Raw genomic sequence first — 23,671 nt, forward strand, 5'->3', positions numbered from 1 at the left:
GGGGGATCACGAACTGCGGGTGACGCCCCGGCGCAGGACAGTGCCCCCGAAGCATAATTACATATATACCTGTTCATTTATCCTGCTGGACAAAGCGTCCTGCCGCCCCCCCCTTTTTTCCCACCAAAAAAAAAATCAGACTCACCACTTTTCGTCTCCGGGCAACTCCGTAACACCTTTGCCACCTGATACTTTTCACACATGTAACATGCTGATATGTTTAAATAATTCAACTTTTAATAAAAATATGATTTTTTTTGTAAAGTTTTCCTTATGGATGCCGATAATACCAATGAGAAGGATAGGTGTGCCTGCTTCCAGGCACAGCAGGTAACGTCGGGAGAACATAAGAAAGATGATCCGAGGAACATATTCCGCCCTTGGGGCGCTGCAGAGCTTTTCCAGAAAAGTCAGTTCCACTGCCAACAATGTGGCGAACTCCAACACTCCTGGATACAAAGCAACCCGTGTCACCTTTCAGGGAGGACCGACCCAGACCGTCTCCACCGCCTCCGGTCCGGAACAGATCGGCCAGGGTCCGGTGGTGGGTTCGATTTCACAAAACTTTAATCAGGGGTATCTTGAAGATACCGGCAATCCAACTGACATGGCGATCGGCGGCAACGGTTTCTTCATGCTGCGTGACCCTGAAAGCGGTGAAGCGGACATATTCAGCCGGGTGGGCGGCTTTGATTTCAACAAGGACGGGTTTCTGGTCAATCCGGCCGGCTATCATGTTCAGGGTTGGAGCCTTGATCCTGCAACCGGTGACAGACTGGGCAGTATCGGCGACATCAATCTCGGCAGCAGCACCTCCCCCGTGGCAACCCGGCAGGCGACAGTGATCTTCAATCTTGATTCCCGGACACCGAATGAAAACGTGAGTACAAGTCTTTTTGATTCCTGGGACGGCAGAAACGCCGCTTCTGCAAACCCTGCCGCACCCATCGATCCGGCTAATTTTGATTACTCCAGCACTTTCAGGGTCCATGATTCCCAGGGCGCAAGCCATGAGCTGACCGTTTATTTTGACCGGACTGCGAATGACAACGAATGGGAATTTCTGGTCACCACCGACCCTCTTGCCGACCGGAGATCCCTGGATAGCGCCCAGCAGACCGCTTTCGCCCCTCACGTCCGCTACTCGGCAGCGAATCATAAAGGCGCCGGGGCCATGATGTACGGCACCATCAATTTCAACGGCTCCGGACAGATCACCGCCCTGACCGCCTATGATGTTCCACCCGATGGACAGGTCTCGCCATCTCTTGCCACCAACCGGATGACACTTGCCGCCACCGACCCGTATTACCGACTGCCATTCAATACCACCGGGGACACCGCCAACCAGCAGATCGAACTGAATTTCGGAGCCCGGTTCTCCGGCCAGGGCACATCCTTTCAGCCGGAACCCCTTGCCTCGACCCAGTATGCCGACAATTCGACAACCATATTTCAGGATCAGGACGGATTCGCTGCAGGCTTCCTGAAAAATATCTCCGTTGACCGCAGGGGTATCATCAGCGCCGGTTATTCCAACGGCCAAGTTCTGCAGAAAGCCCAGGTCACCCTGGCCTCATTCAATAGCGCTGACGGTCTTAAAATGGTCGGCGCCGGAGTTTATAGAGAGACTGCGGAATCCGGTGCACCCACGACCGGAGCGCCAGGAGAAATCGGTCTTGGCCGCATCGGATCGAACTCGCTGGAACAGTCGAATGTGGAGCTTGCCGAAGAACTGCCCCGATTATTGCTCACCCGGAGATTTTTCCAGGCAAACCTGAAAATCATTCAGGAAGAAGACAAAATGCTGGGGAGTCTGCTTGATATAAAAAGTTGAGCTGTAAGGCCCCTTGCCGGCTGACATCAACCGCCGTTTGTCAAGACCGCAAGGTTTTCAGGCGAGTTCGCTATGGGTGATCCGGCCGCCCAGAATGGTCATGACCGCCTTTCCGGTCAGCTCCCGATCGATAAACGGAGAGTTCCTGCTTTTTGACCGTATCCCTTCAGCGGCAAACACAAACTTTTTCTCCGGATCGATGACCGTGATATCGGCGATACACCCTTCCTTCAGAGTCCCTCCCTCCACCCCCAGAATCCGGGCAGGGTTCACCGACATCAACTCAATCAGCCTGACAGGGTCAATAATGCCAACTCTCACCAGTTCAAGGGAAAGCGGAAGCGACGTTTCAAGACCGATGATTCCGTTGGCAGCCTGGTCAAATTCCTTGTCTTTTTCAAGCCTGCTGTGGGGAGCATGATCGGTGGCGATCGCGTCGATAGTCCCGTCCTGCAGCCCCCTGATCATCTCAAGCCTGTCCTTCTCGGAGCGCAGAGGAGGGTTCATCTTGGCATTGGTGTTATAATTTCCCACATCCTGATCGGTAAGAGTGAAATAATGAGGCGCGGTCTCGGCGGTGACTCTGCAACCCTTTGATTTTGCACGCCGAATAAGGTCAACCGCCTCGCCGGTACTGACATGGGCAATATGAACCGGTCGCCCGGTATATTCCGCCAGAGCGATATCCCGATACACCGCAATGCTTTCTGCAGCAGAGGGAATCCCCCGGAGGCCAAGCCTGGTGGAAACGGAGCCGTCATTCATTGCCCCGCCCCGGCTCAAAAATATCTCCTCGGAATGGGAAATCAGCAGCAGGTCATAATTGCCGGAATATTCAAGAGCCCGCTTGAAAAGCTGGCTGTTGACAACGGGAACGCCATCATCCGACAAGGCAACCACTCCGGCTGTTTTCATCTCACCGAACTCCGCGAGCTCTTCCCCCTTGGCGCCCTTGCTGATGCTGCCCACCGGATACACCCTGGCGGAGGCGCCAACCGCTCTGGCAAGGATGAGCGAAGTCACCCCCTGGGAATCGTTGATCGGTGAAGTATTCGGCATACAGGCAACGGCTGTGAAGCCTCCTGCGGCAGCGGCCATGGTCCCGGAAGCGATTGTTTCCTTATACTCTTCTCCCGGCTCACGCAGGTGAACATGCATGTCGATCAGACCAGGAGTCACCCACAGCCCGCCAAGATCATAAGTTTTGCAGCCAGGCGGCAGATCTCTTTCCTTCACAGTCCCAACCGCCTTGACCCTGCCGCCAACAACAAGGATGTCGGCCTGACCATCGAGCCCTGACGAAGGATCAATCACCCTGCCGTTCTGCAACAGCATCGGCCGGGTTGCATCTGATTTTTCCGCAACGGATGTCACCATTTAATCACCACCCATCAGAAGGTACAGTATTGCCATCCTGATCGCCACGCCGTTGGTTACCTGGTCAAGGATAACCGATCTTGGCCCGTCAGCGACCCCGGGATCAATTTCCACTCCGCGATTTATCGGGCCGGGATGCATGATCAGCGCATCAGGTTTTGCGAGATTCAGCAGTTTTTCATTCACTCCGAAAAAAGATGCATACTCCCGAAGGGACGGGATCAGGGGGTCGAGCTGTCGCTCTCTCTGAATCCGAAGGGCCATCACCACATCTGCGTCTGCCACGGCGTCCTGCACCGAACGGCATACTTTTGCCCCAAACTGCTCAAGATAGGGAGGGATCATGGTGGCCGGCCCACAGACAAAAACCTCTGCCCCCATTTTCGTAAACCCGATAATATCGGAATGAGCGACCCGACTGTGGGCAATGTCGCCGATAATGGCAATCTTCAGGCCCGCAAAACCCCCTTTTCCCTCCTTGACGGTCATCAGGTCAAGGAGGCCCTGACTCGGATGCTCATGGGTGCCATCCCCGGCATTGACAACAGATGACTGCAGATGATGGGTCAACAGATCCGGAGATCCGGACGATGAGTGCCGGAGAATGATGATGTCAGGATGCATCGCTTCAAGATTCCGGGCCGTATCCACAAGAGTTTCACCTTTGGTGGCACTGCTCGTTGAAGCGGAAATGTTAAAGGTGTCAGCGCTGAGGCGTTTGGCGGCCACCTCAAAAGAGAGTCTGGTTCTGGTGCTGGGCTCAAAGAAAAGATTGATTACGGTTTTGCCGCGAAGAGTCGGCACCTTCTTGATGGCTCTGGTCGAAATCTCTTTGAATGATTCGGCGGTCTGGAGGATAAACGAAATATCTTGAACTGACAGATCTTCCATACTGAGAAGATGTTTATGGCGAAACACATAATCAGATTGCATTGTAACTGTCACCTGTCATATCTGATACTTGTTGAACAATTTCACCGACGCCCGCTGAGTACACTACGCCGAAGTCCCAGGAATCCCACTCCGTATTCTACTCATCGAAAAATGCCTGAAGAAAAAACCCTCCTCCCCGAAATCAGTGGAGCATGCTGCCTATCCGGCTCCAACGGACATCGAAGTTCTCATTGTCCCAGGACCAGTACATTATAAATGCTTTGCCGCGCAAATCCTTGAAATCAACAAAACTCCAGAAACGGGAATCGTGACTGTTGTCTCGATTATCACCCATTACAAAAAGTGATTCCGCCGGCACTGTCACCGGGCCGAAATTATCCCGCGGTCGCCCTTCGCCCGACAACACTCGGTCATCAAGATAGACGCCCTTGTCATTTTCAAGTTCATTACCATTCACAAACAATTTCTTGTCAACAATCTCAATTGTATCACCGGGGACACCAATCACCCGTTTGATAAAATCCTGATCGGGGTTCAGTGGATATTTGAAAACTACAATATCATTTCTTTCCGGGTTCCTGATCGGAATGAGCACCTTCCCGGTCAATGGATTCCTGACGCCATATATAAATTTACTGACCAGAATGTGATCACCGATCAATAAAGTCGGAATCATGGAACCGGAAGGAATTTTAAAGGCCTGAACGACAAATGTCCTGATAAACAATGCCAGGATTAAGGCGATGATAATTGCTTCTGCATATTCACGAAGAAGCGACTTCTTTCTGGGGGAGGATTCTTCAATGACTGACAAGTGGGCCCGGCTCCTTTGACTGACTGAAATTTCTACAAACCTGCTCTAATTACTCCATATCTCTTAAAAGCACAAGGCTGTTTAGACTGGTAACCGTCTCTTCTCCCCTGATATTTGCACATTTGAAATCAAACGTATTCACAGAATTTATCTGTAGAACATTTATATAATTCATTACCGAATATCGAGATGTTCAAATGCATAAATATGCGGCTAAAACCCGCTAAAAAAACACAACACCATTTCTATATTGTCATCTGTGTCAGAAACATGTCATAACTGGATAAATTTTTTTACTTATACCAATGTGGTATTGATATTTATTTTAATTGCTGTATTTTTCCCCGCAAAAATTCTCCTGCGAAAACCAACGGTTAGCTACTGACTGCCCGGAAACTCACATATGGTGCATATTTCACTACTGCAATTTATTGAAATCTGCATTCTTTCCACTTCATAACCTGGTTCAAAAATTTTAAAATTAAGCGATAAAAACAACTTCGAATGTCAAAATTTTTTAAGAATTTCACACGGTAACAGATATTTTATTCTTGACATGCGTCTTTTTTTATGTCTCTAATTGCATTAAGTAATTGTAAGTTTACTGTAGACACGCAACGAGAACATGCTGATTTGATTGGTTTTTTTTTCAGGGCAAAGAGAGAGAGAAATCCCCCGCCCTTGGTAATTGTCTAATTTTATTATTTTTTTTAAATGCGGTAACCATCAGCAAATGTTAATGAACACCTATCGTCAACAGAATTTAACAGTAAGCTCCCCATGTTCTTTCTTATAGGATCATAGCTAATGGGTGGTTTGAAACTTCCAAAATTCAGCTTCAACATCCCTTTCCTTGGCGGGCAGAAACTTGCAGTCGGCCTGGATATCGGGTCTCATTCAGTAAAAATCTGCCAGCTCGCACAGTCAGGGAGCGGATACAAACTTGTATGCCTGGGGAGCGCCACACTTCCTCCCGATTCGGTCGAAGATGGTGTCCTGCAGAATCCGGAAGCCGTCTCCAAAGCCGTCAGCGGTCTTATCAAGAACCTCAAACTCAAGGGCAAGAAAGTTGCCATTTCAATTTCAGGATATTCGGTAATCGTCAAAAAAATCAACCTCGCCGTGATGGATGAAGAAGAACTGGCCTCACACATTCAGGCCGAAGCGGAACAATATATCCCCTTTGATATTGACGATGTGTATATGGATTTTCAGGACCTGAAAACAAATACTGCTGATGACGACAGAACAGACATCATGCTGGTTGCCGCCAAAAAAGAGGTCGTCAACGGATACCTTGAAGTGCTCGGGGCGGCCGGTCTTAAAACAATCATTGTCGATGTCGATGCCTTTGCCCTGGAAAACGCCTACGGAGCAACCTTCGGCGGCAGCAATGAAAACATCGGCCTTGTCGATATCGGCGCCTCCAAAATGAATATCAACATTGTCTCCAATGGCACCTCGGTTCTCGCCCGCGACATCGTGCTCGGCAGCAGACTCCTGACCGAGCAGATACAGAACCACTTCGGAATATCCTTTGAAGAAGCGGAGGCGCTTAAAATCGGAAGCACCTCTTCCGAGGAAAAAAAGAGGGAACTCGAAGATATTTTTGTCAATACCTGCACCCAATGGGTCACTGAGGTCAAAAGGGCCCTCGATTTCTACTATTCGAATTACCCGGAAGAAACCATCAACAAACTGGTGTTAAGCGGAGGAGGGGCCAAAGTCAAAGGACTCGCAAAACTCTTTAGTGAAGAGACAGGAATCAAGACTCATATTTTCAATCCCTTTGCCAGAACCGAGTCGGATCCCAGCAAGATCGACAACGACTACTTAAATAATATTGCACCGGAGATGGCCCTGTCCACAGGCCTGGCTACCCGCTCTGCCGACATTTAACAGCACAGCAAAGACCGATGATACATATTAATCTATTGCCGGTAAGGCAAATCAGAAGGCGGTTGCAGGTCCGAAATGAAGTGGCCGTTTTTGGTGCTTCAGTGATGGTTGTTCTGGTTGCGATCGGTCTTGTCGGGCTTAATATGAAAAGCACTGTAACTGAGAAAAAATCCGAGAATCAGGTCTTGAGCAAGAAAAAAGCATCATATCAGCCGATACTCGACGAAATCGAGAAGCTGAAAAAAGACAAGAAAGAACAGGAAACCAAACTTGATGTCATAAAAAAACTGAAGACAGGTTCGCAGACCCTGGTACATGTACTTGACGAACTTGCCAAAGTGACTCCTTCGAATCGAGCATGGGTCAATACAATGAAGCATTCCGGCGGATCAATGGATATAACAGGAGTTGCTCTCGATAATGCAACAATTGCTCAGTACATGAGAAGTATTAGAGAGTCTGAATACTTTTCCGATGCCGAACTTTCACAATCTTCACAAATCGTTGTTGCTGGTGCAAAATTAAAATCATTTGCACTGAAAATCGGTGTTACAACCCCTGTCCGCGAAGAAGACCCAGATCAAACAAAAGAAACAAAAAATTAATGAAAGAAAACTTCCTGAAAATAAAAACTGTTTATGAAAACTTCCTTGATAACAAGGTTGCATTTCTTAATCGCCAGTACAAACTTGCCATCTTTGCGGCAGCTGTAACAATTCCGATTGTATTATTCTTTTTTCTTTTTGTTTCTCCTACCTCCAAAGAAATCAAAAAACTCAACAAGGACAATCGATATCTCCGTGGTGAAATACAAAAAGTAGAAGCCATAGCCGGTAAACTGGATGAACATAAACAGGAAATGGCGGAAGTACAACTCAGATTGAAAGCCGCGTCCTTGTTATTGCCTAAACAGAAAGAGATTCCAGACCTTCTTACGAGTATCTCTGAACAGGGTACAAGCTCGGGACTAGAATTCATTTCCTTCCAGCCCAAGACTGAAAGACCGGAACAATTTTATGCAGTTATTCCTGTATCAATAGCCGTAAAGGGTTCTTACCACAAAATAGGCTCATTTTTAGACAAAGTTAGCAAATTAAATCGTATCGTTTCAGTGACCAATATTGATCTGGGCAGCCCTCAAAGAAGCGAAGGAGAAATGTTACTAGGTGCCAATATGGAACTAGTTACATACAGATTTATTGACACAAACGTTGACACAACAAAAAAACAATGAACACCACTCAGATAAATAACATACCATCCAGACCAAAATTTCTAGTGTTCTGGTTTGCAATGTGTGGATTATACATATTGCTGTTGCAGTTTATTCCGACTCAAAACGTGCATGCTCAAATTGAATTTTCAAATGAAAAAGAATCGGAGCAGATAAAAATAGCAGAAGCTCTTGATGCTTTGCTTAAATCCATGAAAATCGAAGCTTTTGAATATCAAGTTGAAAATAGACCTGATCCTTTCATGCCATTTATCTCTGACAAAATTGACCAACCTGTAGAAATTGACATATCACCTGAAAGACTGACCGGCATGAGACAATTTGAACCAGGGCAACTTAAAGTTGTAGCTATTATGTTTACAGAAAATAACCCCATGGCTATGGTCGAAGATTCCGCCGGCAAGGGCTATGTGATCCGTCGTGGGACTAAGATAGGAAGGTCCGGGATCGTATCCGATATTGTCCCGAACCAGGTGATAATCAAACAGTTGACTTACTCCATGACTCGCGAGAGGAAATACAACACTGTGGAGATGATATTAAGAAAAGAGGGAGAACGTCCGTGATTGCCCTTATGAAACCGAAAGTTGTATTCACTGGAATTTTTCTGTTTTGTTATGCATTTACCGCATACACCACAGAATCTGGCGCTGCTGTCTCTGCAGAAAAAAACAGTCGCCTGGGTGTAAGCATAGGTAGCGACATCGACAGCTACCAAACAGAAGGAGGAATGCCGACGGACCACCTCATATTTGCTGCGGTCCCCTCCAGTTCAGACAGCACATCCGCAGCAGAGAAGAAAACCACTTTTCAAATCAACTCACTGAAATGGGAGCAGACGGCTGAAGACTTCATACTTAGAGTTCAGGGCGACAACCCTCCAACTTATACAATGTATGAACTTTTTGATCCGCTGAGAGTCATTATCGATATTGCTGATGCATCCATGGGAGCCACCGTCAATCTACCACTGGAACAACCCCAAGGCCCTGTTTCACTTGTAAACGGCAAAGTGCTTGAAGACAAGGAACCATTTATCGCCAGACTCGAAATATTCCTGAATGAGGACAACAGCTATACTGTTGAAAGAATCGACAACGACATCATCATCAGATTTCCCAAATCAGCAACCGATATTGAACCAATGGAAGCAACTGCGGCGGGGGAAGTTCAGCAGGAAGAAGCTATTGAACCCGCCGGGAGCGCCATTGAAACACCCACCGTACCCACAGAAACTCTGACAGAAGTTGCACCTGTGGCCGCTATTGTCGTGCCGGATGAAAACATTGGCGCCGAAAGCCCCATGCGTGAAGACATCGTCACCGAAACCAAGCCAATGGATACCCCCACTCCGGAGCCATCTGCTGATATGAGCAGCTATTCAGCACCCGCGCCGGTCGACGCTGAACCGCAAGCGGATCAAGCAACGGTGCTTTTCGACGTCGAGGTTAACCACACGCCAACCGAGACCTTGATCTATCTGAAGGGCGATGGCGCCATCCGCGATTTCAAGGAAGTGAAACTGGGGAAAAACCTCAAAGCGAACAGGCCGGACCGGATTTATCTCGATGTTGACAATGTAAAACTTGCAGGCCCGATAGAAACAAAAACTGTCGGTACAGCCGTTTCCAAAATCCGAACTGCACAACGGAAAAATGGCTTCAGGATAGTTTTTGACTCCGGCCTGGAGACCCTTTTTGATTACAACCTTAAAGTACAGTCAGATGGCCTGCTTGTGACCATCATTGAACCTTCTCCTGCGACTGCACTTATCGCCGGGCTTATGAAAGACGCTGGTCAAACCCCGGAACCGGAAATTGCTCCACAGCCGGAAATTATTGCTACAGAAGATGTTATCGCCATGGCCGCAGAACCTGCGCAGCCTTCACTCCCAACTTCAACCGGAACCAAAACCGCGACCGTTAGCGAAAAAACACAGCAAAATGCGAAGCAATCAAAAGCGCCAAAAGCACTGGAAGATTTTGCCTTTGCCGGATATGAAAAACAGCGGATTACTGTCGATTTTTACAAGATTGACCTGCATAATGTATTCAGGCTTTTTGGCGAAGTAAGCAATCTCAATATGGTCGTTGATGAAAGTGTAAACGGTTCCCTGACCTTGGCACTCAACGATGTTCCATGGGATTTTGCACTTGATATCATTCTTAATCTTAAAGACCTTCAAAAAGAAGAAAGATTCAACACCATAGTCATTTCTCCAAAGTCCAAAAAGTTCGCATGGCCGGAAAGAACTCTTGACACCATAGATTTCAAAGCAGATCTTGATTTGCTGAATGTACAGGCGCAAGAACATGAATCTATAAAGATCAGTAAAATGCAGGACATCCCGGAAACAGTTGTTGAAGCTAAAAAACTTATTCATCAGGCCGATATTAAAGAGAAAAGCGGCCAGTTCGAAGCCGCCTTACCTTTATACGAAGACGCCTTCAAAAAATGGCCTGATAACATAGTGCTTGCCAAAAGAATTGCCGGGCTTTGCCTAGTAAACCTTTCACAAAACGCAAAAGCGGTAAAGTATGCCAAGGCGGCTTTGCAGATCAACAGCAAGGATACCGATGCCGCTCTGCAAGCAGCTATTGGTTTTGCCCGGATGATGAAAACTGATTTGGCCAAAGAGTATTTCGAACTGTCCATAAATGGCACAACCCCTTCAAGCGAAGCACTTACCAGCTATTCCGGCTTTTGTGAAGAGAGTCAGGATTACGACTGCGCCATCAATATGCTCAAAAGACACAACGATCTACATGGCGACACTCTTCAGACGATGATCAGCAAAGCCAGAATATTAGACAAACAAGGCAAAATGGATGAAGCGGCTAATGAATACCGGGCGTTGCTACTATCAGGATATGAAATACCTCCCGATTTAGCGCGGTTCATTAAAGCCAGAGTGATAATGGCCGGTAATTAGGCAAATTTTAGTAAAGTTTGAGCAAACCAAGTCAACAGAGAGAGTTTAACAATGAAAACTATGAGTCACAAATACGCCAAAGGTTTAACAGTCCTGCTGCTGACCTTACTATTTGCCTGCTCACCGTCAAACCAGTCCCCTGGTGAAAGAGAATCTCAGAACCAGGATTCGGCTCAAGTTAAAGCTTCAGCTACAAAAGAGCCTGGTGGGCAAAGTCTGGATGGTCCTTTGGCTGCATCATCAGATTCACATTCCCTTCCAGTAAGATTTCAGACTCCTACTTACTCCGTTGCCGAACACGGAGAATTAGGTGATGGTTTCGGTGCGAATGAAGAATTTGTTGTCAAAGTAGGCGCGGATATTTCGTCAACAACCGGTCCGGTTAAATTACGAGATATCATGAAGAAGCTTGCTAGCCTTAAGAAAATGAAAATCAGTTGGGCATCTGATGTAGATCAGAACGTCCTCGTTGATGTTGATATCAGGGCCAATGATGATTTTTTCAAATCCGTTGACGACCTTTTGCGCCAACGTGATTATTTCCATGAAGTCGAAGGGAACAGTATCGTTATCAAATATAAAGACACTAAAAAGTTTTACCTGGCGCTACCATTTATTGCTTCTTCATATAAAAGAAGTGTTGGTTCCGATATCTCCCGAAACACATCCATGCAGATAAAAACCCTTGATGATAGTAGCAAGAATGTTTTTGATGTATGGGCAACGGTTAAACTTAATCTCGATAAAATCCTGCAGATCTGGTCTGTCAGGACATCTGTTGAACAAAAAGGAACTGCAGAAGGAGACAAAACAGGAACGGTGTCACAGGAGGGCACGGGAACAGCTTCTGAAACCCAAGGCGACAAAAGCGGCGCCACCGCTGAAAAAAAGGCCTTGGAGTCTGAAACCGCATCAGTCCAGCAGGCAGGTGTTGGCTTCTACACCATTGATGAGCCGGTTGGTATCATTACCGTAACCGCCCCCAGATACCAGCTGATTAAAATCGAGGAATATTTAAACTCACTTAAAAAAGAAATTTATCGCCAGATCAACATTGAAGCCAAGATTCTTGAAGTCAAGGTCTCCGGCTCCAGGAAGGTAGGTATTGACTGGGAGTCTTTGTTGAATGAAGGCGTATTCAGAGGTTCGATCGGGTTAGGTTCAAGTACTGCCAGTCAACCTTTGGGATCGAGTGGAACTCGTTCATTCACCATTCAGGTGCCGAGTTTTAATATGCTGGTATCTGCAATTGAAAAACAAGGAAAGACCAAGGTTCTTTCAAACCCGAAAATCAGTGTTTTAAACGGTCAACCCGCCATCTTGAATGTGGGTACAAACCAGACATATATCAAGGACGTTTCACAAACGGTTGACGAAGGTGTTGTCACCTATACCATCACGACTGGTGAAACCAGTTCCGGGATCGTTCTGTCTGTTATTGCTAATATAATGGAAAATGATGAGATCATTTTAAACATGACCCCGGTCACCTCTCTTGTAGAATCCCTTGAATATGAGACCTTCGGCTCGGCAAGAGTAGGTTTGCCGGTCGTTAAAGTCAAGGAAATGACAACACTTGTTCGAATCAAAAGCGGAGAAATGCTCGTTGTTGGCGGACTCATAGATTCGACAACTAAAGACGACAATGAAAATGTCCCTCTTCTTGGAAGGCTGCCTCTCATCAAGAGACTTTTCAGCCTTGAAGACAGAGAAAAAACAACAACAGAGTTAGTGATCCTGCTGAAGCCGGAGATCATCTCTTAAAAAGTTATTCATGAATTTTATAAGCATATCTAAAAAGGAGATTAAACCATGTCCGCCAAAAGAATAATAACCATAGGGCTGATGGGCTTTATGCTCTCCGGTTGCGGCCAATTAGTTTCTGAAAAACTAGCTGTCAATAACAGATCAGCAGCTGGACAGTGTCCTGATAGTCATCGTCTCGTCATCATGCCGTTTGCAGACTATTCGTATGAAAGCGATATCGAAAAAGCATATCGCAGAAACATAAAAATTATGGAAAACCTGACCGACAACTTGGTGGCCAATAATTTTCAGGTGCCGGTCCGGGAAGACCTGGTGATGTACCTCGCGAACAACAGACTGATCAATGCAAAGCAAGGCATACCTTCACAGAATCATTCAACCAAAAACTTGCAGCGTGAGATGTCCAGCGACTGGTCACTTGCCATGAAAGCTGAGCTTGCCAATCTGATTAACGCTGAACAGGCGGAAGGGTCGAAGGAATCAAACCTGATCGCGCTTGACAAACAGGCAATCGCAAAAATCGGCAACGATTTTAATGCAGCTGTCATTTTGCGGGGACGGATCGTAAAAATGGAGCTTGATGAAGAGAATACCTGGCGCCCCCTGAAAAAAGGGTTGCTGCCGGTTATTTTTGACGGAACCAGCCGTGGCCTCTTCGGGGTAACCAATTCAGAGATGTATGACACCTTAGGGGCAATGGCCGTTGGCGCCGGGGCCGGAGCACTTGCAGGAGACAACGCCACCAACCCCTATTCCAGTGCCGACAAAATCAACCCCTCGCGAGGCAACAGCATGGTCTGGGGCATCGGCGGGGCGGCGCTTGGTTATCTTTCAAGTCAGGGCGGTAAGGCCAATATGGCAGTTATCCAGCTCAGGTTGATTGCCCAGCGGGCTGACACCGGAGACGTCATCTGGACCAACAGTATAGAAGTCAAGGTAACTCCACAGACAATTTTTGCCGAAACCAAGGAAGAAAAACTCATGGATACAGCAATCCAAAAAGCGGTGGCAGCGCTTGCGAAGGACTTTGTCTCCAAGTATGCGCCAAATACAATTTAAGTATTCAGCAAGAAAAGGTATATCATGCGTTCTCCAGGAAATACGATCATGTCGAACAAACAATGGGTTCTGCTGGCACTACTGCTGGTTTCACTGGCCATCTTCTGGGGTTGCGGGGCCGGTGGAGATGCCGTGCCGCCAACCACGACTACGACCACAACCACGCCCACCTCAACGACAAGCAATGCCATAGTTCTTTCGCTTTCGCAGAATAGTGTCGAAACAGACGGCTCAGATTCTTCCACCGTCACGGCGACTGTTATTCAGAACAATGTCCCACAGGAGGGGGTTACGGTAAATTTCGCAACCACAGCCGGACTGATCAGTGTCGGTAGCGTAACCACCGACAGTAATGGGCGGGCATCAGTAACATTCTATGCCAATCCTGGTGACAGATCCAACCAAGTTGCTACTATTACTGCCACTTCTGGAGGGCTGAGTCAAACCATTCCGATTACCATTACCGGCACAATCATCAATCTGGCAGCCACTCAGACACAGGTGAGTGTCGGCGGAACAACCACCCTGACCATCAATGTTCTGGACGCAGGATCTGTGGGCATCAACAGCGCGACTGTTGACCTCAGCACCAGTAACGCCAACGTGGCACTTTCCGCGACAACCGGAACGACAAATACTTCAGGTGTTCTGACGGTCATTCTGAACGGAGCGGTAACCGGAACAACCGTGATCACCGTTTCCAGTTCTGGCGCAACCCAGACAATCACCATAACTGTTGGTGCATCCGCGTCGTCTATCAATATAACCAACCCGGCCACTTCTCCCTATGTTATTGTAACCGGTATCCCGCAGGTGGTCACTATCACCGGCCCCTTTAACACCGATGTCACCTTTGTATCCACTTTGGGAACTTGGGGCGGAGGGGCTGCAACAGAAATCCAGACGACTGATGGCGCAGGAGTAGCTTCAGCGACACTGACTTCAGACCTGGTCGGCACAGCGACCGTCATGGTATATCAAACCTCGACGCCAGGTAACTCAGACAGCACCCTGATCAACGTTTCACCGCCGATCGGCGATGCAAATCAGGTGGCGGTCTCCTTCTCCGCGACCTCCGTAGCACCAAGCAGCGCAACGGTCACCAACTCGGTCACCGTTTACGCCAAGGTCATCACCGACTCCAGTGAACCGATCGCCAACGTGCCGGTGACCTTCAGCCTGTCGAACACCACCGGCGGCGGCGAATATGTAAGTCCCGCCTCAGCGGTAACCGACAGTTCCGGTTATGCGACCACCACCTTCTATTCCGGCACATCCAGTTCCAGCGGACTCGGTGTCAACGTTATTGCGACTGAGCATGGCAGCGCTTCACCCGGTAATTCGGACACCGGCACTATCATTATCGGCGGCACCCCAGCCTCAATCGTACTCAGTCGTGGCACTCACGCCACTGCCAGTGGCGACAACACCTATTATATAATGCCGATGGGAGTCCTGGTATCCGATTCCGGTGGTGGCGCGGTTGCCAACGCGACTGTCTCTTTAACCGCCTGGCCTACCCGTTACCGGATAGGAACTGGTGGCCCCCCAACCATACAAGAAGTTCCTCCCACGGGTTCTCTGGTATATTCAGTGGTAAATGAAGATGCAAACCGGAACCTGATTCTCGATGCCGGTGAAGATGTCGGCCCCTGCGACGATTTAAGCGCATGTACGGCTCTGGCAGCTGACGGCGTCTTGACCCCGCCAAGCGCAGCAGCCGGCTCCGTACCGTCTTCGGTAACCACCATCGCCAACGGTACTGGGGCATTCAATCTGACGTACCTGAAAAGTTCCGCCGTCTGGATTGAGGACGAGATTACAGCTACGGTTAAGGTCCTGGGGACTGAATCAAAAACAAGTCTAACCTTCTGGCTGCCATACCTTACATCAGACGAAGATCTCATCCCCAGTTCACCATACGGTCATTTATAATGTGTATCGTGATACTTAGAACTTATCCGTAAATAAAACAGCCGCAATCTGAGTAAATATGCTATAATTCCCTTCAGTTAGCTAATTACAACCTGGAGGGATTATGGCTAAGATTCAATCTTGGGAAGTCTCCGACACCTTTTGGGAGAAAGTTGCTCCCCTAATCCCGGCGCCGGAGCGCGATCCAAATAAAACCTACAAGCGTAAAGCCGGTGGTGGCAAAAAACCCATGGAGCACCGGCAGGTCTTTGAAGCGATTTTATATGTTTTGCGCACCGGTTGCCAATGGAAGGCGTTGCCAAAGGAGCGGTTCGGCAGCCCAAGTGCAATTCACACACATTTCATGAGGTGGATGCGGTCCGGCTTTTTTGTTTCTCTTTGGAGAGCCGGCCTTGCCGAATACGATGAAATGGAAGGCATCGGCTGGCGATGGCAAAGTATAGATGGCGCCATGACCAAAGCCCCTCTGGCTCAAGAATCCGTAGGTCGCAACCCGACTGACCGGGAAAAAAAACGGAAGCAAACGTCATATCCTGGTGGACGAACGTGGCGTCCCCTTGTCGATAGTCGTAACCGGAGCAAACAGACACGATGTGAGTCAGCTTGAACTCGTCTTGGACGAAATCATAATAGGCCGCCCTGACACAGAACAAAATCTCTGCGCAGATAGAGGCTACAGCGGCGAACCAGCCCAACAAGCTATCAAAGATCGAAACTACATCCCGCACGTAAAACAGCGCGGGGAGGAAATTCAAGAGAAGAAGAACAACCCCCTATTCAGAGCCCGCAGATGGGTGGTTGAAGTCACTCACTCTTGGTTCAACAGGTTTAGAAAACTGCTGGTAAGATACGAAAAGCTTACCGAAACCTACGAAGCATTGCTACACATGGCGGCGGCAATAATTGCTTTCAGAAAAACTGGCGTTATTTACGGATAAGCTCTTAAAAGAGAAAGCCCGGTTCATCCATAAGATGTACAGGGCTTTCTCTTTATTTAGCTATGCCCAGTGCCGTTTTATACCCAGCTCATTTTTTTTAGGTTGTAAAATTTCTTCCGAATACCGGGTTGAACCGTATTACTGCTTCTTCCCCTCCCCCTTTCCTTGTTTCCGTGAATTCTCATACAACGCCAGAAAGTTTACCGGGTCCATTAAAAAGGGCATGAAGCCGCCGTCTACCGAGACCTGGCTCATGATCTGCCTGGTGAATGGGAAAAGAAGGGACGGGCAGTCCACCGACAGGACTGCCTGCACATGCTCCTGCGGAATATTCTTCAGCAGGAACACCGCAGCGTGTTCGATTTCGATGATAAAAATCGTTTTGTCCCCTTCCCCTTTGAGAGAAGCAGTGATTCCGAGGGTCACATCCCAGTTGTCATGATCGAGTTTGGTGTTCTTTACTTGAAGGTTGATGTCAACCTTGGGGTTCGGATTCTGTTCCAGAAACACTTTCGGAGCGTTGGGGCTCTCGAATGAAAGGTCCTTTAAAAACATCTTCTGCATCCTGAATACCGGGCCGTTTTCCGGGGAAGTTGCCTCGTTCTTTTCTTCAGTCATTGTTTCACTCCTTGAGTATGATCAATATTTCATAAATAGATTAATAAATAGTCTCGTTACAAGAACTGTTTCACCACAGAGAGCACAGAGCACACAGAGATTTTTTTAAATCAGTTCCCTCTGTGTCCTCTGTGCGCTCTGTGGTTAAAAACTTTCTTTTCTGCATGAAATATTTGTTTCACAAATCAAATTTTCTCCGCCACATCTTTGGTCGGGAAAAGCCGATGGGACTCAAACACTGTCAGAATTGAAACTTGCTTGGAATCCAACTGATAAACAATTCGATAATTTCCTTCAATGACTTCCCGGATATCATCCCGCGACAACTCAGGAACTATCCTCCCGGCCAACGGAGCATGAACAATATTTCCCGCCTTATTTCTTAATCGTTCAACCCGCTCTTTTGCTGCCGTCGGATTATCTGCCGCAATATACCTGCGAATTGAAAGCAGGTCATTTTTTGCAGTTTCAGTCCACTGGAGTTCCATCAAGCGCTTTATCCAGTTCTTTGTCGGTCAATACCCGCCCTTCTTTTACATCAGCCAGGCCACAATTGATAGCTTCAAGAAAACGATTTTTCTCGGTAAAAGCATCAAACTCGGCTGGAGAAATAATAACCCCGGCCGGAGTCCCATTCTGGGTGATGATCATCGGCCGGTGTGTAGTTTGTACCTTTCGCAACATTTTTGATGCGTGGTTTTTAAAATCCGATAAGGAAACAATATCTTCTGAAACATGTATTGGCTTCATTTTCCGGCCTCCATTCAGCATGAATTCTGGTCTCAATATAGGCCGGAATTACACACTTTTCAACCAGGGATCACAAACAATTCTTCAGGAACTGTCCGGTAAACGATTCCGGACATGCCGCGACCTCTTCCGGGGTGCCGGCAACAAGCACCGTGCCGCCGCCGTCGCCCCCTTCCGGGCCCATGTCGATGATGTGGTCGGCGATCTTGATCACGTCGAGATTGTGCTCGATCACCACCGCGCTGTTGCCCTGGTCGACCAGCCGGCCAATGACCTGTAAAAGGTTTCTGATGTCATCAGGGTGGAGCCCGGTGGTGGGCTCATCCAGAATATACAAAGTTTTACCGGTGCTTCTTTTAGAGAGCTCCCTGGCCAGCTTGATCCGCTGCGCTTCGCCGCCGGAAAGGGTAACCGACGACTGGCCGAGCGCGAGATACGACAACCCCACGTCATACAAGGTCTGCAGCCTGCTCCGAATCGCCGGGATCTTGGCAAAAAACGAGAGCGCCTCCTCCACGTTCATGGTCAGGATATCGGCGATATTTTTGTCGCGGTAGCGAATCTCCAAGGTCTCCCGGTTATATCGCTTGCCGTTGCACGTCTCACAGGTCACGTAGATATCGGGGAGAAAGTGCATCGAGATCCGGATCACCCCGTCACCTTCGCACGCCTCGCAGCGCCCGCCCCGCAGGTTGAAGCTGAAACGGCCCGGCTGGTAGCCGCGCGCCCGGGCCTCGGGCAGTTTCGACAAGAGCTCCCTGATCGGGGTCAGCACCCCGGTGTAGGTTGCCGGGTTGGATCGGGGCGTTCTGCCGATCGGGCTCTGGTCGATATCGATCACCTTGTCAACCAGATCCAGTCCGGTAATGGAACGGCAGGGCCCCGCCTGCTCTCTGCCGCCCTGGAGGTGATTCACCGCCTGTTTGTAGAGGGTCTCGATCACCAAGGAGCTTTTCCCGGATCCGGAAACCCCGGTCACACAAATCAGAAGACCGAGGGGGAAATTCGCTTCGAGCTCACGGAGATTATTGATGGCGGCCCCCTTGACCCGGATCCATTTATTCCTGGCGGGCAGAGGTCTTCTCTTTTCGGGGACCTCGATGGTCAACCGACCGGAAAGATAGCCGCCGGTCAGCGACTTTGCGCATTTTCGCAACTTGTCTACAGAACCGCTGAAGACCACTTCTCCGCCGTGCACTCCGGCTCCCGGCCCCATATCGACCACATGGTCGGCCGCGAGGATCGTGTCGCTGTCGTGTTCGACCACCAGCACGGTATTGCCCAGATCCCGCAGGCTGACCAGGGTGTCGATCAGCCGCTGGTTATCCCGCTGGTGCAGGCCGATGCTCGGCTCATCCAGAATATAAAGCACCCCGGCAAGACGGGAGCCGATCTGCGAGGCAAGGCGGATCCGCTGCGCCTCGCCGCCGGAAAGGGTCGAGGCGTTTCTGGCCATCGAAAGATACCCGAGGCCGACGTTCCCCAGAAAGTCGAGCCGGTCATTGATTTCCTTGATCACCCGGCCGGCGATCATCTGCTCCTGGCTGCTGAATTTCATCGCCAGTAATTCGGTCCGCAGCCTGGCAATGGAAAAAGAGGTCAGGTCGTAAATCGACCAGCTGCCGACCTTCACCGCCAGGGCCTCCGGGGTGAGTCGCGCCCCGTTGCATACCTGACAGACCTGTTCGTTCATATACCCGCTCATCCACTCCCTGATCCCCGGAGAGGATGTTTCCATAAAGCGGCGGGCGAGGCTCGGAATCACCCCCTCGAAAACCGCCCTGCTTCGGGTATGGCGCTGCCGCCCCTTGTATTCGAAATCAATCATCTCCCCGCCGGAGCCGTAGAGAACAATCTCCTGGGCCTTTTTGGCCAGTTTCGCAAAGGGTCGGTCGAGGTCAAAACCATAATGGGCGGCCACTGCCTCCAGCTGTTGCCCGTATACCGAGGCGTCTCCGCCTTCCCATCTTCTGCGCCGCCCTCCGCCGCCGATCCGCCACGGATTGCCCCACGGGGCAATCGCCCCCTGCCTGAGGCTCAGCGCACCATCGGGCACCACCAGGGAGGGATCGAAAAACTGTTTCACCCCGAGCCCGCTGCATTCACTGCAGGCCCCCTTGGGATTGTTAAAAGAAAAAAGCCGCGGCGAGAGCTCCGGCATGCTGCGCCCGCATTTGATGCAGGCGGCCTGTTCACTGAACATGACATCCCGCTGCTGCTCTGGAAAATTAACCAGCAGCATCCCTTCGGCCAGGCCGACCGCCGTGGTCACCGAGTCATAGAGCCGCCGCTCCACACTCTTCCTGATCACCAGCCGGTCGACCACTGCTTCGATCCGGTGCCGTTTATTGCGGTCAAGGGAGATCTCTTCATCCAGCGAGACGATTTCACCGTTGACCCTGGCCCTGACAAAACCCTCCTTCTTCAGACGGGTGAACACCTCGCGATGCTCACCCTTGCGATGATCGATGATCGGCGCGAGGATAATCGTCTTAGTCCCTTCCGGCTCCGAGAGGAGCGATTCCACCATGTCCTGGATCGACTGCGGGCTGATCCGGTCGCCACACTCCGGACAATGGGCATGCCCGACCCGGGCGAAGAGCAACCGCAGATGGTCGTAGACCTCGGTAATGGTGCCGACCGTGGACCGCGGGTTTCTGCTGGTGGTCCGCTGCTCGATGGAAACCGCAGGCGACAACCCTTCCAGCGAATCGACATCCGGCTTTTCCATCTGCCCGAGAAACTGCCGGGCGTAAGTGGACAACGACTCCACATACCGCCTTTGCCCTTCGGCATACAGGGTATCAAAGGCGAGCGTCGATTTGCCGGACCCGCTCAGGCCGGTGAACACCACCAACCGGTTCCTTGGGATATCGACATCAATATTTTTCAGATTATGCATCCGGGCGCCCCGGATATGAATGTGTTTTGGCTCCATAGTCTCAATGCAAAATTAAAAATGTAAAATGCAAAATTTCACCCTTCGGGTATAAGTCTCGTACGAGCAGACAAGCTGCTCAACTCGGCTTTATTTTTTGGCGGTAATCAGGATTGCCGACAAAATTTTGGTCAACTGTCCTGCCTCATCCATTAAATCCTGCAAACGATCTGCGGAAATCACCTCTGCCTTGCCAAAGAGTTTGAGCCAATAGATCGATTCAAGTGCTTCCTTTTGGGCGATAGACATTTTGGCAATAAAGTCCGCTTTGCTTTGCCCTCCTTGAGCCTCATTAACATTCGCGCCTATGGAGGTCCCGGAACGCAACAATTGTTTTCCAAGCACCCGCCCGACATCATCTTTCTGCAGCTCCCGATACAAAGCGATAATCCGCAATGCATACGCCATGCTGCGCTCAACAATCTCATTACCATCAGCAACCATCCATCCCTCCCGACAATAATCATTTTACATTTTGCATTTTACATTTTGCATTGGATCTTTCCAGCCTCGCTGCGAAGAAACCATCCAGCCCCTGATCGGGCAGCGGGTGGAAAAACCCTCGCTCGTCCACCAGCGGCAGGGCTTCCTCCTGGAGATAATCACGGCAGTTGCTGAGAGTAAAATCGGGATGTGCAGCGAGAAAAGCATCGACCACCGCTTCATTCTCCTGCGGTTCGGTGCTGCAAGTCGCATACACCATGATCCCGCCCGGCGCGAGCAAACCGGCAGCACCGGCAAGCAAGCCGAGCTGCGTTTCCTGATAACGTGCCGGATCTTCCGGGACCCTGTTCCAGCGGATATCGGGATGATGCCGGATCACCCCCAGGCCGGAACAGGGCGCATCAATGAGAACCACATCGAAAGGCTCTTTATTTTCCTTGGCAAGATCCTGCAAAGAACCGCCGAACACCGCAACACCCTCTGCCAGTCCCAGGCGGGCCAGATTCTGCTGCAACAGTTCCCGCCGCCTCAGGTCTGGTTCGACAGCTACCAGAGTGCTCCCCTCCGGCAACAGCGCGGCAAGGTGGGTGGTCTTGCCGCCGAGACCGGCACAACCATCGAGACAACGGACCGGCCCTTTTACCCCCACCAGATACGAGGCAAGCTGGGCGGCCTCATCCTGGACCTGAAACGCCCCCTCCGCGTATCCGGGCAGACTCTCGACCCTGCCCCTGAAATCCGGCAGAATAACGGCCAGCGGCGCATATTTCCCCCTGAACGCCCTCACTCCCGACTTGTTCAATTCCTCACACAGGCGGTCCGGTTCGACAGCCCGGAGGCAGAGCGGCGCCGGAGCATTTCCCGCTTTACATAGTTCAATGGCCCGCGCCTCCCCATAACGCTTGCGCCAGCGACCAAACAGCCATTGCGGGTAACTGTGTAAAATATGCGGCGGATAACCGGTTTCTCCCCCTGCTTTGGGCAACTCCGAAGAGTGGCGGTCAATGTTTCTGAGCACCCCGTTGACAAAACCGGTCAGCCAGCGCGGCTGGCCATCTGTTTTAAGGATCTTCACCGCCTCGTTGATCGCCGCCGAGACCGGAATCCGATCCATAAAAAGCATCTGGAACAGGGCAACCCGCAACGCCTGCCTGATCTCCGCCTTCATCCCAGCCAGAGGATGCTTCGAGAATTGCCCCAGCACATGGTCGAGATAACCGAGCCACCGCACCACCCCAAAGACCAGGGCCCGGCAGAGCTGGGAGTCCTCCGTTTTTGCAAAGTGGTTTTTCGGCAGCTCTTCATCAAGCAGACGCGAAATCGGCAGACGGCTTTCTTCCCATCGGGTGATGATAAAAGCAGCTATGGCTCGGGGGTTTTGCTTCATAATTGATCCGGGGCAACAACAGAGCACAACTTACGTTATATAATTGAAAAGAAGATAATTGTTGAGGCCGGAACCAGGACACATTGAGATGCGATTTTCATCTTGCCGTCCGCCCCTTCCAATAACCGGGAGCACGACTCAAATGCATTATAGCCTGAATCAGGATGACATCATCTTCTTCGATTGTGTAATAAATCCCGAAAGGAAATCGTTTTACGAGACAGCGGCGGACATCTTCCTCCAACGGCTGCCAGGCTTGAGGGTGAAGAAGAATTTGGTTGATGCCGTTTTCAATTTGCGAAACAAAATTAACAGCAAGGGAAGGAAGGATCTCCGCATAATACCGGGTTGCGGCTGAATACTCTTGAAGGGCCTCAGGGTGAAAATAATAGTTCATTCTCCAATCATGGTCCTTCTTATTTGAGCCAACCCCTCATCACCATTTATTGCCATGACTTTTCCTGTCCGAATTTCGTCTCTCCGTCTTTTCACTTCATTCAGATGACTCCTGGCAATCCGAGGATCAACGTCATCTTCAATGCTCTCAACAAGTTTTTCTGCCAGAATCGCCTTGGCTTCGCTGGGCAAAGCCTGGGCTTCCGCATATATTTCTTCCAATGACATTGGCATATCCGTCACCTCCTGGATATCAATATAATTCATTACCCATACAGGGTACAGGGAAAAGCCATAATTGACTTGAGAGACTAGTGTCGCGTCAAGGATGAAATGTCATACTATTTCTCCGGCATTTTTTGTGCCGGCAAGGCATGTGTTTGGTTGCATAGCAGCGCTATGCAACCAAACACGTAACGCAGGAGGCGCGAAAAATGACGAGAAAGAGGTGA

The 23,671-nt window shown here is 49.7% G+C and carries 21 protein-coding genes; 10 read left to right on the forward strand and 11 right to left on the reverse strand.

Going from position 1 to position 23,671, the window contains the following annotated elements; translation table 11 throughout:
- Positions 1-355 precede the first annotated feature (355 nt).
- Positions 356-1,837 carry a flagellar hook protein FlgE gene (locus KKG35_12450; protein MBU1738938.1) on the forward strand — a complete coding sequence of 494 codons (1,482 nt, stop codon included), beginning with the start codon at positions 356-358 and terminating at the stop codon, positions 1,835-1,837.
- A 57-nt stretch (positions 1,838-1,894) separates the two neighbouring features.
- Here KKG35_12450 and KKG35_12455 read toward each other — a convergent pair whose 3' ends face one another.
- The 3 genes from KKG35_12455 to lepB all read right to left on the reverse strand — a co-directional run bounded on the left by KKG35_12455 (position 1,895) and on the right by lepB (position 4,913).
- Positions 1,895-3,172, reverse strand: a complete 1,278-nt coding sequence (locus KKG35_12455) for a dihydroorotase (protein MBU1738939.1) — start codon at positions 3,170-3,172, stop codon at positions 1,895-1,897.
- A 42-nt stretch (positions 3,173-3,214) separates the two neighbouring features.
- Positions 3,215-4,147: an aspartate carbamoyltransferase catalytic subunit gene (locus KKG35_12460; protein ID MBU1738940.1), complete on the reverse strand. Its 933-nt coding sequence runs from the start codon at positions 4,145-4,147 to the stop codon at positions 3,215-3,217.
- A 142-nt stretch (positions 4,148-4,289) separates the two neighbouring features.
- Positions 4,290-4,913: a signal peptidase I gene (lepB, locus tag KKG35_12465; GenBank protein ID MBU1738941.1), complete on the reverse strand. Its 624-nt coding sequence runs from the start codon at positions 4,911-4,913 to the stop codon at positions 4,290-4,292.
- Positions 4,914-5,729: 816 nt separating this feature from the next.
- Here lepB and KKG35_12470 point away from each other — a divergent pair.
- From KKG35_12470 to KKG35_12510, 9 genes are all read left to right on the forward strand, one after another.
- The gene (locus tag KKG35_12470) at positions 5,730-6,821 is read left to right on the forward strand and encodes a pilus assembly protein PilM (GenBank protein ID MBU1738942.1); all 1,092 of its coding nucleotides are present in this window, start codon (positions 5,730-5,732) and stop codon (positions 6,819-6,821) included.
- Positions 6,822-6,838: 17 nt separating this feature from the next.
- On the forward strand, positions 6,839-7,426 hold the full coding sequence (locus KKG35_12475) for a PilN domain-containing protein (GenBank protein MBU1738943.1): 588 nt from the start codon (positions 6,839-6,841) through the stop codon (positions 7,424-7,426).
- Positions 7,426-8,055 (forward strand): type 4a pilus biogenesis protein PilO, encoded by a 630-nt coding sequence (gene pilO / locus KKG35_12480; GenBank protein ID MBU1738944.1) that lies wholly within the window; start codon positions 7,426-7,428, stop codon positions 8,053-8,055. The genes KKG35_12475 and pilO overlap by 1 nt, the downstream gene beginning before the upstream one ends.
- Positions 8,052-8,621, forward strand: a complete 570-nt coding sequence (locus KKG35_12485) for a pilus assembly protein PilP (protein ID MBU1738945.1) — start codon at positions 8,052-8,054, stop codon at positions 8,619-8,621. The genes pilO and KKG35_12485 overlap by 4 nt, the downstream gene beginning before the upstream one ends.
- A complete protein-coding gene (locus tag KKG35_12490) occupies positions 8,618-10,987 on the forward strand; it encodes an AMIN domain-containing protein (GenBank protein ID MBU1738946.1) in 2,370 nt (789 codons plus the stop codon). The genes KKG35_12485 and KKG35_12490 overlap by 4 nt, the downstream gene beginning before the upstream one ends.
- A gap of 51 nt (positions 10,988-11,038) precedes the next feature.
- A complete protein-coding gene (locus KKG35_12495; GenBank protein ID MBU1738947.1) occupies positions 11,039-12,751 on the forward strand; it encodes a hypothetical protein in 1,713 nt (570 codons plus the stop codon).
- 48 nt (positions 12,752-12,799) lie between these two features.
- Positions 12,800-13,813, forward strand: coding sequence for a hypothetical protein (locus KKG35_12500; GenBank protein ID MBU1738948.1), 1,014 nt, complete (start codon positions 12,800-12,802; stop codon positions 13,811-13,813).
- A gap of 48 nt (positions 13,814-13,861) precedes the next feature.
- Complete coding sequence (locus KKG35_12505; protein MBU1738949.1) at positions 13,862-15,748, forward strand: Ig-like domain-containing protein; 1,887 nt, start codon at positions 13,862-13,864, stop codon at positions 15,746-15,748.
- A gap of 103 nt (positions 15,749-15,851) precedes the next feature.
- Positions 15,852-16,686 (forward strand): IS5 family transposase gene (locus KKG35_12510; protein ID MBU1738950.1). Its coding sequence is split into 2 segments (ribosomal slippage): positions 15,852-16,262 and positions 16,264-16,686, totalling 834 coding nucleotides; the frame shifts between segments, so codons are not numbered across the junction.
- 138 nt (positions 16,687-16,824) lie between these two features.
- On the opposite strand, the gene secB is transcribed toward KKG35_12510, so the two are convergent.
- The 8 genes from secB to KKG35_12550 all read right to left on the reverse strand — a co-directional run bounded on the left by secB (position 16,825) and on the right by KKG35_12550 (position 23,447).
- A complete protein-coding gene (secB, locus tag KKG35_12515) occupies positions 16,825-17,304 on the reverse strand; it encodes a protein-export chaperone SecB (GenBank protein MBU1738951.1) in 480 nt (159 codons plus the stop codon).
- A 185-nt stretch (positions 17,305-17,489) separates the two neighbouring features.
- On the reverse strand, positions 17,490-17,792 hold the full coding sequence (locus tag KKG35_12520; GenBank protein ID MBU1738952.1) for a type II toxin-antitoxin system RelE/ParE family toxin: 303 nt from the start codon (positions 17,790-17,792) through the stop codon (positions 17,490-17,492).
- Positions 17,773-18,054, reverse strand: a complete 282-nt coding sequence (locus KKG35_12525) for a type II toxin-antitoxin system Phd/YefM family antitoxin (GenBank protein MBU1738953.1) — start codon at positions 18,052-18,054, stop codon at positions 17,773-17,775. Before KKG35_12525 ends, KKG35_12520 begins: the two co-directional genes overlap by 20 nt.
- Before the next feature lie 70 nt (positions 18,055-18,124).
- Complete coding sequence (gene uvrA, locus KKG35_12530) at positions 18,125-20,992, reverse strand: excinuclease ABC subunit UvrA (GenBank protein MBU1738954.1); 2,868 nt, start codon at positions 20,990-20,992, stop codon at positions 18,125-18,127.
- Positions 20,993-21,082: 90 nt separating this feature from the next.
- Positions 21,083-21,436 carry a four helix bundle protein gene (locus KKG35_12535; GenBank protein ID MBU1738955.1) on the reverse strand — a complete coding sequence of 118 codons (354 nt, stop codon included), beginning with the start codon at positions 21,434-21,436 and terminating at the stop codon, positions 21,083-21,085.
- A 19-nt stretch (positions 21,437-21,455) separates the two neighbouring features.
- A complete protein-coding gene (gene rsmB / locus KKG35_12540) occupies positions 21,456-22,823 on the reverse strand; it encodes a 16S rRNA (cytosine(967)-C(5))-methyltransferase RsmB (protein MBU1738956.1) in 1,368 nt (455 codons plus the stop codon).
- Between the two features lie 97 nt (positions 22,824-22,920).
- Positions 22,921-23,220: a type II toxin-antitoxin system RelE/ParE family toxin gene (locus tag KKG35_12545; protein MBU1738957.1), complete on the reverse strand. Its 300-nt coding sequence runs from the start codon at positions 23,218-23,220 to the stop codon at positions 22,921-22,923.
- Positions 23,217-23,447, reverse strand: a complete 231-nt coding sequence (locus KKG35_12550) for an addiction module protein (protein MBU1738958.1) — start codon at positions 23,445-23,447, stop codon at positions 23,217-23,219. Before KKG35_12550 ends, KKG35_12545 begins: the two co-directional genes overlap by 4 nt.
- Between the last annotated feature and the right edge of the window lie 224 nt (positions 23,448-23,671).

The organism is Pseudomonadota bacterium (genome assembly GCA_018823285.1).
Taxonomy (GTDB): domain Bacteria; phylum Desulfobacterota; class Desulfobulbia; order Desulfobulbales; family JAGXFP01; genus JAHJIQ01.

Bases quoted from the DNA above. Each gene is read 5' to 3' on its own strand.
- secB (MBU1738951.1), bottom strand. From the start codon at position 17,304: ATGACTGAAGAAAAGAACGAGGCAACTTCCCCGGAAAACGGCCCGGTA.
- KKG35_12495 (MBU1738947.1), top strand. From the start codon at position 11,039: ATGAAAACTATGAGTCACAAATACGCCAAAGGTTTAACAGTCCTGCTG.
- uvrA (MBU1738954.1), bottom strand. From the start codon at position 20,992: ATGGAGCCAAAACACATTCATATCCGGGGCGCCCGGATGCATAATCTG.
- pilO (MBU1738944.1), top strand. From the start codon at position 7,426: ATGAAAGAAAACTTCCTGAAAATAAAAACTGTTTATGAAAACTTCCTT.
- KKG35_12525 (MBU1738953.1), bottom strand. From the start codon at position 18,054: ATGAAGCCAATACATGTTTCAGAAGATATTGTTTCCTTATCGGATTTT.
- KKG35_12485 (MBU1738945.1), top strand. From the start codon at position 8,052: ATGAACACCACTCAGATAAATAACATACCATCCAGACCAAAATTTCTA.
- rsmB (MBU1738956.1), bottom strand. From the start codon at position 22,823: ATGAAGCAAAACCCCCGAGCCATAGCTGCTTTTATCATCACCCGATGG.
- KKG35_12460 (MBU1738940.1), bottom strand. From the start codon at position 4,147: ATGCAATCTGATTATGTGTTTCGCCATAAACATCTTCTCAGTATGGAA.
- KKG35_12535 (MBU1738955.1), bottom strand. From the start codon at position 21,436: ATGGTTGCTGATGGTAATGAGATTGTTGAGCGCAGCATGGCGTATGCA.
- KKG35_12455 (MBU1738939.1), bottom strand. From the start codon at position 3,172: ATGCTGTTGCAGAACGGCAGGGTGATTGATCCTTCGTCAGGGCTCGAT.
- KKG35_12550 (MBU1738958.1), bottom strand. From the start codon at position 23,447: ATGTCATTGGAAGAAATATATGCGGAAGCCCAGGCTTTGCCCAGCGAA.
- KKG35_12470 (MBU1738942.1), top strand. From the start codon at position 5,730: ATGGGTGGTTTGAAACTTCCAAAATTCAGCTTCAACATCCCTTTCCTT.
- KKG35_12450 (MBU1738938.1), top strand. From the start codon at position 356: ATGATCCGAGGAACATATTCCGCCCTTGGGGCGCTGCAGAGCTTTTCC.
- KKG35_12545 (MBU1738957.1), bottom strand. From the start codon at position 23,220: ATGAACTATTATTTTCACCCTGAGGCCCTTCAAGAGTATTCAGCCGCA.
- KKG35_12475 (MBU1738943.1), top strand. From the start codon at position 6,839: ATGATACATATTAATCTATTGCCGGTAAGGCAAATCAGAAGGCGGTTG.
- KKG35_12500 (MBU1738948.1), top strand. From the start codon at position 12,800: ATGTCCGCCAAAAGAATAATAACCATAGGGCTGATGGGCTTTATGCTC.
- KKG35_12505 (MBU1738949.1), top strand. From the start codon at position 13,862: ATGTCGAACAAACAATGGGTTCTGCTGGCACTACTGCTGGTTTCACTG.
- KKG35_12520 (MBU1738952.1), bottom strand. From the start codon at position 17,792: ATGGAACTCCAGTGGACTGAAACTGCAAAAAATGACCTGCTTTCAATT.